The organism is Peribacillus sp. S4 (genome assembly GCF_046715815.1).
Classification (GTDB): domain Bacteria; phylum Bacillota; class Bacilli; order Bacillales; family DSM-1321; genus Peribacillus; species Peribacillus frigoritolerans.
Genome location: NZ_CP175708.1, coordinates 3,789,832 through 3,802,655 on the forward strand (window position 1 = coordinate 3,789,832; position 12,824 = coordinate 3,802,655).

Genomic DNA, 12,824 nt, shown 5'->3' on the forward strand with positions numbered 1-12,824 from the left:
TAACGCGGCACTTTTCCATAAGGCTCTTTTCGTAAAGATTGTTGTTTTTAAACGAAACTATTTAAGGTTGATTGGAGCGGAAGTGCGAGACTCCTGCGGGAGCAGCGGGACAGGTGAGACCCCACAGGCGTTTACGCCGAGGAGGCTCACCGCCCGCACCAAGGAAAGCGAGCATCTTGAGGGGAAATCAACCACAACTCACTACTGGTAAATAGCAACAAAGTATGTGAAAACAGCATAAAAAAAGGATGCCCCGATGGACATCCCTTTTGCATTTTATTTAGTCGATGGATACAATCTTGACGCTCATTTCGCCGCCAGGTGTCATGATCGATACCTTGTCGCCGACCCTTTTTCCTATCAGGCTTTTCGCGATCGGGGAATCATTGGAGATTTTTCCTTCGAATGGGTCCGCTTCAACGCTTCCTACGATGGAATATGTTTCTTCGTCACCATTTGGAAGTTCCACGAAGGTTACCGATTTTCCAAGTGAAACTGTATCTGTATTCGAATCATTGCCTTCAATGATTTTTGCATTGCGGATCATGTTTTCGATCGTTGTAATACGTCCTTCAACGAAAGCCTGCTCTTCTTTTGCGGAATCGTATTCTGAGTTCTCGGAAAGGTCGCCAAAACTGCGGGCGATTTTGATTCTTTCCACCACTTCTTTACGTTTAACCGTTTTTAACTGTTCCAGTTCCTGTTCAAGCTTTAACTTACCTTCTTTAGTCATTGGATATTCTTTTTCAATTGCCAAAACCCTTCACTCCTTCTAATTCTTTACAGCAAGCATTCGCTGTGACAAGTTTATGTACTATATCGTGCTTAACCCTAAATCGAGTCAAAATATATAATTGCGCGACTTAAAAAGTCGCGCTTCGATACTAAGAAACAATCCGTTCCTTAGTATATAAACCGACTGCGGTGAGCAGCCGGTTCGTTCTGTATCAAGAATAGAGTATTGCGTTTTCCAACATTTGTCCAGTCTTTCCCAATAAATAAATGGGATTTTTAAATAAACGGAGGAAAATGGCACCTATCATTATTTATGCTATGTTATTACAAAAAAGACTTTTGTTCAAGGATTGTTTGAATTTTTGTCACCATAAGGTCAATCGCCACATGGTTTTGGCCGCCTTCTGGTATGATGATGTCGGCATAACGCTTCGTCGGTTCTATGAACTGATTATGCATCGGACGGACGACACTGATGTATTGTTCGATGACGGAATCTATGGAACGGCCGCGTTCTTTAATATCACGGGTCATCCGGCGAAGGATCCGCAGGTCTGCGTCCGTATCGACATATAGCTTCATATCCATCAGGTCCCGCAGGCGCTCATCCTCCAGTACAAGAATCCCTTCAAGGATGATGACATCCTGTGGCTCAACTGTGATGACTTCTTCCGAGCGCGTATGGATCGAATAATCATAAACCGGTTTTTCTATCGTTTCATAGCGCAGCAATGCGTTAATGTGATCGATTAACAAATCATTATCAAATGCAAGCGGATGATCATAGTTCGTTTTCAGGCGCTCTTCAAAAGGCAGATGACTTTGATCTTTATAATAATAATCTTGTTCGATCATCAAGATGGAATGTCCTTGGAAGAATTCAAAAATGGAACGGGTAACACTTGTTTTACCTGATCCCGACCCTCCGGTAACTCCGATGACCACTGGTTTCTTTCTTGTCATATCAATTCTCCTTCCGCATCATATTGTTCACATAAACTCTATTATCTACTTGAATGCGGACAATTTGAAGCGGATGGCGGGCTGCCTCCAGCTCCTTACCTGACTCATCCCAGATCGTACCGATTTTTTGAGTGAAGTTTTCGATTTCCGGTCCAAAAAACTCCACTTCATCCCCAGGCTTGAAGAAATTACGTTGCTGCATGGTGACGATTTTAGTTTCCTCGTTGTAATCAAGCACCAATCCTGCGAAGTCGAAGCGAGTCTTTACGGTATGATTCCCGAACATTTGCTGTTTATACCCAGGAATTTCCCCTTCCATGAACGATGATGCCGTCTCACGGTTCGCACACTTATCAAGCTCTTCCAGCCATTCTTGTTTAATCTTGAAATTGTCGGGATCGGCACAATACGCATCAATCACTTTACGATACACGCTGACAACCGTTGCAATATAATGAATCGATTTCATTCTTCCTTCGACTTTTAAGCTGTCTATGCCAATTTCAATCATGCCAGGCAGTGATTCAATCAGCTTCAAGTCTTTTGGACTCATTGCGAATGGAGCATCTTCTTTATCGAATAAAGCCTTTTCCCCATCTTGATCCAACTCATATAAATCATAATCCCAACGGCAAGACTGACAGCAGCCGCCGCGGTTCGAATCACGCGCCGTCATATGGTTCGAAAGGGTGCAGCGTCCAGAATAGGCAATGCACATGGCCCCATGAACGAAAGCCTCGATTTCGATATCGACCTTTTCCTTCATTTCACGGATTTCATCAGCACTCGTCTCTCGTGCCAAAACAACACGCTCCAAGCCTTCCTCTTTCCAATACTGAACAGCCTTCCAGTTCGATAGCGATTGCTGTGTGCTTAAATGGATCTCGACTTTCGGAGCGACCCTTTTACAGGTTTCGATGATTAATGGGTCGGCGACGATGATACCATGGACCCCTGCCTCCTGAAGACCTTCCAGATATTCATCAAGACCATCGATATTTTCATTATGTGCGAAGATATTTGTAGTTACATATACTTTGGCACCATACTTATTAGCGAATTCGACGCCTTCCTTCATTTCCTCAAACGTGAAGTTACCGGCATTGGAACGAAGGCCATATTCCTGACCGCCAATGAACACGGCATCCGCGCCGTAATGAACGGCAATTTTTAATTTTTCCAGGTTGCCGGCCGGAGCCAGCAATTCCGGTTTTTTTACAATGACTCTCTTTCCATCAACGATCTTGGAAATTTTATCAGCAATAGCATTCAAGGCTATTCCTCCTCTTTCTCTTACCCTTTTCTTTAATAAACCGATTCTTTAAAGAAGAACCCAGTATCCAACTCACGGTTATCCGGCTGAACCGCTTTGACTTTTTCAAAAAGTTCCGATTTGATATCATCATAGCGGTCAGGGTCTTCAGCACATACGTCAATCGCTTCCCGATATAACCTTGTCATTTCAATGACATATTCCGGAGTTTGCAGTAACCCTTCGATTTTCAGTGAATCAATTTCCGCTTCAATCAATTCCTGAAGTTCATCAATCATGCACATATCATTCGGACTCATGATATGTGTACCATTTTCATCTTCATAAATCGGGTATTTATTTTCGCGTTCCTTATCATGCAAGAACATATTTCTTTGTTCCTTCCGATTTTCCACTTCCAATGCCTTGCCTTGGTATTCAAAGTAATTACCTAGGAGCGTTCGCTTCGATTGGAACATGCATGTCATGCCATGCACTTGCACTTCAATCTCCACTTCGGCATTTTCCTTCATTTCCACGATCTCGTCCAGACTTATTTCACGGGCAGCAACGGCACGGACAGCACCGCGTTTTCCCCAGTAATTACATGTGTACCAGTTCGTTACCGTCATCTCCGTATTCCAGTGCAGGGGCATATCAGGTGCCACGGCACGGACAGCCATCAAGACTGCGGGATCACCGAAAATGATCCGGTCGGCACCAGCCTCTTTGAGGAATGTAACATACCCTTCAAGCTCGTCCACTTTTTCATTATGAAAAATGGCGTTCATGGATACGTACACTTTCTTGCCAGCAGCATGTGCAAGTTCAATTGCCTTCTCTACATCTTCACGATTGAACTCCCCTGCCAGCCTTAGTGCATAACGTTGTTCGCCAATGACAAAGGCATCAGCGCCAGCATCGATGAGTTCTGTTATATGATCGACACTTGTCGGAGTCACGAGTAATTCAGGCTTTTTCATTTTTGTCACCTCTATGTTTACTAATGGCCACACCATCACCAATCGGCAAAATTACAGTATCGAAATGGGGATGGTCATGTAACCAGATGTTAAAGTCTCTGATTTTTTTGATAAGAGCTCGCTTTCTTCTCGTCATTTCCATTTCTTCAATGTTTTCGGCAACCAAGCCTTTGAATAAAACATTGTCAGTAATGATGATGCCAGCATCAGCAAGGAATGGTTCAAACAGTTCAAAGAATCGCTTGTACTGCCCTTTAGCTGCATCAACGAAGATGATATCGAACGGGCCATGCTCCATCACTTTCGGTCCCGCTTCAAGGGCATCCCCTTCAATGAGGGTGATCCTTTCCGACAGTCCTGCCTTCATGAAGTTAGCCTTTGCCTGCTCAATGCGGGCTTCATTCCGTTCAAGTGTGACGATTTGAGCTTCCGGAAGGGTCTCAGCCATCCTTATGGCCGAATAGCCAATTGCCGAACCTACTTCCAATATCGCTTTTGGCTGATGAAGCCTTAAAATCTGAAGCAACACTTCAATTCCTTCGGGCTCCATGATCGGCACATTATTTTCCATCGCAAAATCTTCCAACTCCTTAAGCAAACCCGTACGCTCCGGAATTAAGGAATGAAGATATTGTTCTATTTTTCCGTTCAAAACGTTTCCTCCATTTATAAGGAAAACAAAAGCGCTTGGTCAGTAATATGAAAAAATTGATTAAACAATTTCTTCACAAGGAGCTGAAACAAGTATGCTTGACGATCTACATTTCCTTATCTTTCAAAATAAAACCCGGCATTCGCCGAGTTACGTCACCGATAAGAATCGGATCAAAAATTCACTTGTACTATTCTATCATAAAAACAAGGGGAAAGTAATATCTCTCCCCCCTCGGTGTCCTTGCATTTTTTTATTTATTTATTGGAAATATGCTCTGCCTTTTTGTTATTGTGGTCATCCAAGGTCTTGGAGTAAAGGACTTCCCCTTCAGGTGTTGCCAAAAAGTACAGGTAATCCGTTTTCTCAGGTTTCAATACCGCATCGATCGATGTCGTTCCGGCATTTGCAATCGGCCCTGGCGGAAGCCCCTTGTTCTTATACGTATTATAAGGGGATTTCACCTCAAGGTCTTTATAATACACCCTGCTCTTATGTGAACCCTTCGCATACAAAACGGTCGGATCCGTTTGAAGCGGCATATCTTCCTTAATACGATTGTAAAAGACGGAAGCTATCTTTCCGCGATCGACTTGTGCCGTCGCCTCTTCTTCGACAAGCGAAGCGAAGGTCAGCATCTCGTGTACGGAATAATCGTTCTTGTCCATTTGGCCCTCGTAAGCCTGCAAAGTCTCTTCGGTTTTCTTCAGCATCTCGATGACGATCGACTCCAGGGTCGGCTTTTCTTCATAAAAGTCATAAGTAGCTGGGAAAAGGTACCCTTCCAGCGGATATAAAACCTTTTCATTTTCAATTTCCGAGGTCAATAGCTGCGGAAATTGCTCTTGCATGGAATTAACGAACTTCTTATCATTCAATTTCTTGAAGACCTTTTTCGGATCTTCACCCGTCTTCCCCGCGATGATATCGGCAATTTGGATTAGCTGCTTCCCTTCAGGAATCGTTATCTTCATTGCCGCTTCCTTCATGAGTTTTCCGGTTTTGATGCTTGTGACAATATCTTCAATCGGCATCGAAGGTGATAATTTATACTCCCCTGCCTGAAAACCGGATTCATTGCGGAATTTAATATAATATTTGAATACGCGTGCGTCCTTGATTATTCCCTGCTCTTCAAGCAGAGTTGAAATTCCGTTAACGGATGAACCGATCGGGATTTTCACTTTCTTGATGGTGTCATCATCCGGATCGACTGGTTTCATGGCTGAGTTGATATATAAAAAGCCCACAAGACCAACTATCCCGATTAGTAAAATAAGCGAAGCGATCGTAATCATGATGATTTTACGAACCAGCTTGGCTTCTCCTTGCTGTTCTAACAATTTCATTCGGATATGTTCCTTTTTAGATAGATTTTTATCTTTTTCATCCATGTTCATTCCCCCTGCAAACTCACACCAACTACAGAATGGTTTCTAGATGATGCTTTTCTCTAATTAATCTTTGCTTCGAACATTATACTAAAATCAACAAATAATTACATGTTTTTTGCAAAACTACATTCATCAATACTCTATTTATGGCAAAAATGCACTAGTTTTGTCAATATACAGGTATTATTTAATAGGAAAATAGTGATATCTTTGTCTAAAGTTTTTTTGAGGGTATCTTGATTTCCTCTCCAGGCATTTCCTTTGACGCGTTTTTCCCACAGAGACCCCCTACCTTACTCCCCAATCAACTATTTATTAACTTAGAAACCATACTCGAGGAGTTGATGGTGCTGCTTGGGGTCAGTTGGTTCGGGAACATCATTTGATGAAAGATATGTTTCCGAATCCTTTTGCCCACAGTCTTTTTATGACTTGTACAATTTAGACGTTGATTTACGCTCCAGGGACTCGCTTTCCGCGGGCGGTCCGCCCTCTGCGCTTTTGCGCCTTTGGGGTCTCCCTTGGACACGTATTCCCGCAGGAGTCTCGCCCCTTCCGTTCCAATCAACTTTGTAAAAATTCAGTTTGTAACCCTTTTGTCTAAAAAAGTGGCTCGGAATGTCACAGCTGAACAATGAAATGTTATTTGGTGGTGGACTTACTTTCCACTTCAGGTTCTCGCTTTCCGCGGTCTGTCCGCCCTCGGCGTCCGCATGCGGGGTCTCCCCTAGACGCGCTTTTCCCGCATTAGTCCCGCACTTTACTCTCCAATCAACTTTGTTTTAATTATTTACTCAGCTTAAAAATTTGTTCCCTGCATGTATTAGGCATTTCAAGAAATAGCAGGAATATTCATATAGGAATGCCATAATGATTTGAGGAAAAGGAAAGGTGTGAAGGAGTTGGATCAGTATTATTTTGTAGGTTGGGGGACATTGGCACTCATAAACGCCGGACTTGCTCAAGGAAAAAATAGAACGGCGCTGAATTGGTTCTTGCTATCATTATTTTTGGGTCCGTTCGCTACTTTTATGCTTTTATTCGCAAAGAAAAGATAAGGGGTTACTGGTACAAAAATGAAAAAACGATCTTCATGTCCACAGTTTATTATGGGTTTGTACAATTTGAACGTGATTTCCACTCCAGGTACTCGCTTTCCGCGGGCGGTCTCGGGAGCCTCCTCGGCTTTCGCCTGCGGGGGCTCCTTAGACACGCTTTTCCCGCAGGAGTCTCGCACCTTCCGTTCCAATAAAATTTTATAAAAAATTCAGATTGTAACCCTTTTGGCTCGGAATGTCACAACCCGACCATAAAATGTTATTGGTGTTAGACTGAAATTTCCACTCCAGGTACTCGCTTTCCACGGGCGGTCTCGGGAGCCTCCCTTGCTTCCGCCTGCGGGGTCTCCTTAGACACGCTTTTCCCGCAGAGGTCTCGCACACCCGCCCCCATCAATTTTGTTATTAAATTTTAGATGAAGTTCCTTTCAAAAAAAAGGCTATTTTCATACTTTGATGCTATTTACGAAGTAGTGCAGTGTGGTTGATTTCCCCTCCAGGTGCTCGCTTTCCTTGGTGCGGGCGGTGAGCCTCCTCGGCGTAAACGCCTGTGGGGTCTCACCTGTCCCGCTGCTCCCGCAGGAGTCTCGCACTTCCGCTCCAATCAACCTAAAATAGTTTCGTTTTAAAAGCAACAATCTTTACGAAAAGAGCAAAAAAAAACCGACCTTTAGGGGCCGGTTTTTTTCTTTTATTCTTCTTCCGCTTCTTCTTGGTCAAGGAATGTATTTAACATTTCTTCGACAAGATCCCACTCTTCTTCTGTTTCGATCGGTGTAAGTTCACCATCTTTATTATCTTCGCTCGGTACGAATGATGAAGCGTGGATTTCAATTTCTTCCTCTTCATCTTCTGCAGACATCGGATAGTAAAGTACATAAGATTTGTTGAATTTATCTGAGTCGAATGTGAAAAGGATTTCGCAAAGCTGCTCGTTTCCGTTTTCATCTACTACTGTAATGTTGTTTTCGCCGTGTTCCATTTGTATTCACCTCATATTGAATTTGTTTGTCTGTCCAAGAATCCTTGCAGAATCATGACAGCTGCCATTTTATCAATGACTTTCTTGCGTTTGCTTCGGCTCACGTCCGCCTCAAGAAGGACACGTTCAGCCGCCATAGTTGTCAACCGTTCATCCCAGAGAAACACCGGCAGCTTGAATTTGTTTTCTAATCGTTTAGCGAAATCTTGGCTGATTTCGCCTCGCGGTCCAACAGTCCCATTCATGTTCTTAGGTAAACCGAGGACAATTTTAGAAACATCATGCTCTTTTATTATTTCATTGAGGCGTTTAAAGCCGAAGTCATTTCCAGCTTCGTTAATTTTGATCGTTTCCAATCCTTGTGCAGTCCAGCCCATCGCGTCGCTCAGGGCGACGCCGATGGTTTTTGAACCTAAATCAAGTCCCATTGTGCGCATTAGTATTCCTCTCGATGGTTCTTAAGATACGATTTAACCAATTCTTCGATGATTTCATCGCGTTCAAGCTTACGAATAATGTTTCGAGCATCCATATGGCGCGGGATGTAGGCCGGGTCACCAGATAATAGATAACCGACAATCTGGTTTATCGGGTTATAACCTTTTTCCTGAAGTGCAACATACACTTGAGACAATACTTCTTGTACATCTCTTTCGAATGGTTCTTCGGGAAAATTAAATTTCATCGTTTTATCAAAGGAACTCATTAACATGCACCTCTCCTCAGCGTCCAAATCCACTATTACCTACATTGTACAACACTTTCCATTGATTATGAAATCGATAAGACCCATTCTTCAACAAAATTAAGTGCTGCATCCAATTTTTCAGGGTCTTTTCCGCCGGCTTGGGCCATATCTGGACGTCCGCCACCTCCACCGCCGCAACGGGAAGCAACTTCTTTGACCAATTTACCAGCATGGAAACCGCGGTCGATGTAATCCTTGGTCACCCCGGCAATCAAATTGACTTTATCACCTTGGGCCGAACCTAATACGATAATGACAGAATCGAGCTTTTGTTTCAAATCATCCGCCATGGCACGCAGATTATTCATGTCAGTAGCTTGAACCTTCGCCACCAATACTTGAACACCATTTACGTCTTTTACGTTAGAAACAAGGCTGCTTGCTTCAATATTACTTAATTTTGCAGTAAGGCTTTCATTCTCGCGATGAAGATCCTTCACTTCAGCCAGTACCGTTTCAATTCTTGATGGTACGTCTTTCAAGTTCGTTTTCAATTTAGCAGCCGCGTCCTTCAAGACTCCGATTTGATCGGTCATCAATTTGTACGCCCCGGCACCCGTTACCGCTTCTATACGGCGAGTTCCTGCACCGATGCCGCTTTCGGAAACGATTTTGAACAAGCCGATCACCGCTGTATTCGGAACGTGGACACCGCCGCAAAGTTCCAAGCTGTAATCGCCTATTTGAACGACACGTACAATCTTGCCGTATTTTTCGCCGAACAAGGCCATTGCGCCCATAGCCTTGGCTTCTTCGATGTTTTTATAATCCGTATTCACTTGTAAGCTTTGCCAAATCTTTTCATTTACAATCGTTTCGATTTGTTCAATCTCTTCCGCCGTTATCTGGCCAAAATGAGAGAAATCGAAGCGAAGGCGCTCAGCCTGTACGAGTGAACCCGCTTGGTTGACATGTGTACCAAGCACATCTTTCAACGCCTGATGCAAAAGGTGCGTCGCTGTATGGTTTTTCGTGATATGGATGCGATTTTCTTGATTTACCGCAGCAACGATATGGGAATCTGCTGTTAACGTACCGGCAGTAACTGCTACACGGTGCAGATTTTGGCCATTAGGAGCTTTTTGGACATCAAGGACATCAACCTTCACCGATTCACTGGCCATCGTTCCTATATCGGCTATTTGTCCGCCGCTTTCCGCGTAGAAAGGAGTCTTGTCCAATATCACTTGAACTTCTTCTCCTTCTTGTGCCTCGGTTACAAGCTCGCCATTTTTAATGATGGCAGCAACTTTGGCTTCGACAGCAACTTGATCATATCCGACAAATTCACTTTCAACTTTAATATCGCCCAATACCCCGCCTTGGATTTGCATGGAATCAACATCTTGACGCGCTGAACGGGCACGTTCACGCTGTGCATCCATCTCTTTTTCAAATCCAGCTTGATCGACCGCCATGCCTTCTTCTTCAGCATATTCTTCCGTTAACTCAATCGGGAAGCCATATGTGTCATATAAACGGAATGCATCGCTGCCCGGAATGGTCGTATTGCCTTTTTCCTTTTCCTTTTTAATGACCTCAGAAAGGATGGACAGTCCATCATTCAGGGTTTCATGGAATCGTTCTTCTTCATTCTTGATTACTTTTGCAATGAATTCTTTATTCTTGAGGACTTCAGGATAGAAGTCTTTCATGATTTCACCGACGACCGTCACAAGCTCGAACATGAATGGTCGGTTGATGTTGATTTGCTTAGCATATCGAACCGCTCTGCGAAGTAAACGGCGCAATACATAACCACGGCCTTCGTTGGATGGAAGAGCCCCGTCACCTACTGCAAAGGCTACCGTACGAATATGGTCTGCAATAACTTTGAATGCCACATCTTTTTCTGAATCAACACCATATTTCACATCGGATATCTCTTCGACTGCGCGGATGATTGGCATGAATAAATCTGTATCATAGTTCGTCGCCACATCTTGAACGACGGAAGCCATACGTTCAAGGCCCATCCCTGTATCGATATTTTTCTTTGGAAGCGGTGTATAAGAACCGTCCGGATTATGGTTGAATTGAGAAAAAACAAGATTCCATACTTCCAGATGACGTTCATTTTCCCCGCCTGGATATAGTTCCGGATCATTCGGATCATCGCCATATGCTGGTCCGCGATCATAAAAAATCTCCGTATTCGGACCGCTTGGACCTTCCCCGATATCCCAGAAGTTTTCTTCCAGGCGAATGATCCTTTCAGCAGGAACACCGATTTTCTTATTCCAAAGTTCGAATGCTTCATCATCTTCAGGATGGATCGTCACAGCCAATTTATCTTTGTCGAACCCAATCCATTTTTCATCGGTCAAAAATTCCCATGCCCATGTAATGGCTTCTTCTTTGAAATATTCACCAATGGAGAAGTTTCCGAGCATTTCGAAAAACGTATGATGACGTGCCGTTTTTCCCACGTTTTCAATATCGTTTGTACGGATCGCCTTTTGAGCATTCGTAATCCTTGGATTTTCAGGAATCACCCGTCCATCAAAATATTTCTTTAAAGTCGCCACCCCGGAATTGATCCAAAGCAATGATGGATCTTCATGAGGAACCAATGACGCACTTGGTTCGATGTTATGTCCTTTTTCACTAAAAAAGTCTAAATACATTTGGCGGATTTGAGCACCAGTTAAATACTTCATATATATATCCTCCTTTTAAAAATTATGTAATTTTGAGCACACAAAAAACCCCCATCCCAAAAACAGGGACGAGAGTTGACTCGCGGTACCACCCTGATTATGGACGCAGGAATTCATCCCAGGTCCATCACCTTCATAAAAGCCTTAACGCGGCGTGACGGCAGGTATTAGCTGCTCTCAGGACTAGCTTTCTGCTGCTCTTCACCTGGCAGTCCCTTTCAGCCTGGGGGACCCCTCTCTTTAGATGGACTTCAGCATACTTCATCCTTCAACGAATTATCTTATGTTATGGATTATATTCACAAGACTTTTATTTGTCAATAAGGGGCGGCTTCTTTCTAAAGTGAACGCGGGCATGAAGTACAAAAACTTTCAACACAGCCAAGATTGGAATCGAAAGGACCATGCCGACAATACCGCCTATTTCGCCTCCGGCCAATAATGCAAGCATGATGAACAGCGGATGCATATGAAGGCTTTTACCGACTATTAGCGGAGACAGGATATTTCCTTCGAGAAATTGAAGGACAAGCACGATGACCGCGATGATCAACACCATTTTCACTGACATTGTCGCGGCGATGACCACAGCAGGAATGGCCCCAATAATCGGTCCGAAATACGGAATCACATTCGTTATTCCGATTATCGCCCCCAAAAGAAGCGGATATTTCATTCCGGCTATCCAGAAGAGCAGCGAGGAAATCAAGCCGATCACGACACAGACGATGATTTGTCCGCGGATATAGCCGCCAAGCGATGCATCGACATCACGAACGAATGCCCGACCCTGATTGCGCCATTTTTTCGGGGTCATATACCATGCCATTTTTTTTAAAACGGTGAAATCTTTCAGGATATAAAAAGCAATGAAGGGAATCAACGCAATCAGGACGATGAAATCAATCATCTTCATTGCATACTCCATCGCCTTTTCAGGTATACGCTTCAGCCAGCCTTCGAAAAGGGTGACACCCTCTTCGAATCTTTCATGAATTCCGAACGGCCAGGCCGCCGTTTGATGATTGAGTTTATCAATCCTGCCCCGGTACTGTTCAACCAGTTCCGGCACGCTTTCCGACAGCTCGCGAACCTGGCTGACGATCACTGGAATCCCTTTATAAACGGCAAAACCGATCCCCCCGAAAAACAACAAATAGATGATCGTGATCGAAAGCCAGCGACGCATCCCTTTCTCATTCAAATATTCCACTACAGGGTGCAGCAAGTAACTGATGAACGCACCGACCAAAAAGGGCAGCAGCACCGTCACACATACAGTAACGGCAGGTCCCCACATGGGCTTAAGTTTCATAAAAATATAGATGACGAAAAATAAGAGCAATAAAAAACCCAGGCGATAAAACCACTTTAGCCGAATACTCACAATAAACACC

Annotated in this window: 11 protein-coding genes; all 11 read right to left on the reverse strand. The window is 43.8% G+C overall.

The annotated features are described in order from the left end of the window. Positions 1-280 precede the first annotated feature (280 nt). Positions 281-757, reverse strand: coding sequence for a transcription elongation factor GreA (greA, locus tag ACJ9PY_RS18035; protein ID WP_034308617.1), 477 nt, complete (start codon positions 755-757; stop codon positions 281-283). Positions 758-1,059: 302 nt separating this feature from the next. Beyond that, positions 1,060-1,698 (reverse strand): uridine kinase, encoded by a 639-nt coding sequence (udk, locus tag ACJ9PY_RS18040; protein ID WP_034308619.1) that lies wholly within the window; start codon positions 1,696-1,698, stop codon positions 1,060-1,062. Between the two features lies 1 nt (position 1,699). Next, a complete protein-coding gene (locus ACJ9PY_RS18045) occupies positions 1,700-2,971 on the reverse strand; it encodes a peptidase U32 family protein (RefSeq protein ID WP_034308621.1) in 1,272 nt (423 codons plus the stop codon). A 32-nt stretch (positions 2,972-3,003) separates the two neighbouring features. After that, a complete protein-coding gene (locus ACJ9PY_RS18050; RefSeq protein WP_053535758.1) occupies positions 3,004-3,933 on the reverse strand; it encodes a peptidase U32 family protein in 930 nt (309 codons plus the stop codon). Further along, complete coding sequence (locus ACJ9PY_RS18055) at positions 3,920-4,585, reverse strand: O-methyltransferase (protein ID WP_411738667.1); 666 nt, start codon at positions 4,583-4,585, stop codon at positions 3,920-3,922. Before ACJ9PY_RS18055 ends, ACJ9PY_RS18050 begins: the two co-directional genes overlap by 14 nt. Before the next feature lie 257 nt (positions 4,586-4,842). Beyond that, a complete protein-coding gene (gene mltG, locus ACJ9PY_RS18060) occupies positions 4,843-5,979 on the reverse strand; it encodes an endolytic transglycosylase MltG (RefSeq protein ID WP_371748454.1) in 1,137 nt (378 codons plus the stop codon). A gap of 1,749 nt (positions 5,980-7,728) precedes the next feature. Then, entirely contained in the window at positions 7,729-8,019 is a 291-nt protein-coding gene (locus ACJ9PY_RS18065; protein ID WP_034308630.1) for a DUF1292 domain-containing protein, read from the reverse strand. Between the two features lie 11 nt (positions 8,020-8,030). After that, positions 8,031-8,456, reverse strand: coding sequence for a Holliday junction resolvase RuvX (gene ruvX, locus ACJ9PY_RS18070; RefSeq protein WP_034308633.1), 426 nt, complete (start codon positions 8,454-8,456; stop codon positions 8,031-8,033). Beyond that, positions 8,456-8,725, reverse strand: a complete 270-nt coding sequence (locus tag ACJ9PY_RS18075; RefSeq protein ID WP_034311358.1) for an IreB family regulatory phosphoprotein — start codon at positions 8,723-8,725, stop codon at positions 8,456-8,458. The genes ruvX and ACJ9PY_RS18075 overlap by 1 nt, the downstream gene beginning before the upstream one ends. A gap of 65 nt (positions 8,726-8,790) precedes the next feature. After that, positions 8,791-11,427: an alanine--tRNA ligase gene (gene alaS, locus ACJ9PY_RS18080; RefSeq protein WP_328098018.1), complete on the reverse strand. Its 2,637-nt coding sequence runs from the start codon at positions 11,425-11,427 to the stop codon at positions 8,791-8,793. Positions 11,428-11,737: 310 nt separating this feature from the next. Further along, entirely contained in the window at positions 11,738-12,814 is a 1,077-nt protein-coding gene (locus ACJ9PY_RS18085) for an AI-2E family transporter (protein ID WP_054400170.1), read from the reverse strand. Between the last annotated feature and the right edge of the window lie 10 nt (positions 12,815-12,824).

What these genes read in the sequence shown, in the direction of transcription:
- udk (WP_034308619.1), bottom strand. Translation starts at nt 1,698, where the DNA reads ATGACAAGAAAGAAACCAGTGGTCATCGGAGTTACCGGAGGGTCGGGA.
- ACJ9PY_RS18050 (WP_053535758.1), bottom strand. Translation starts at nt 3,933, where the DNA reads ATGAAAAAGCCTGAATTACTCGTGACTCCGACAAGTGTCGATCATATA.
- mltG (WP_371748454.1), bottom strand. Translation starts at nt 5,979, where the DNA reads ATGGATGAAAAAGATAAAAATCTATCTAAAAAGGAACATATCCGAATG.
- ACJ9PY_RS18065 (WP_034308630.1), bottom strand. Translation starts at nt 8,019, where the DNA reads ATGGAACACGGCGAAAACAACATTACAGTAGTAGATGAAAACGGAAAC.
- ruvX (WP_034308633.1), bottom strand. Translation starts at nt 8,456, where the DNA reads ATGCGCACAATGGGACTTGATTTAGGTTCAAAAACCATCGGCGTCGCC.
- ACJ9PY_RS18075 (WP_034311358.1), bottom strand. Translation starts at nt 8,725, where the DNA reads ATGAGTTCCTTTGATAAAACGATGAAATTTAATTTTCCCGAAGAACCA.
- alaS (WP_328098018.1), bottom strand. Translation starts at nt 11,427, where the DNA reads ATGAAGTATTTAACTGGTGCTCAAATCCGCCAAATGTATTTAGACTTT.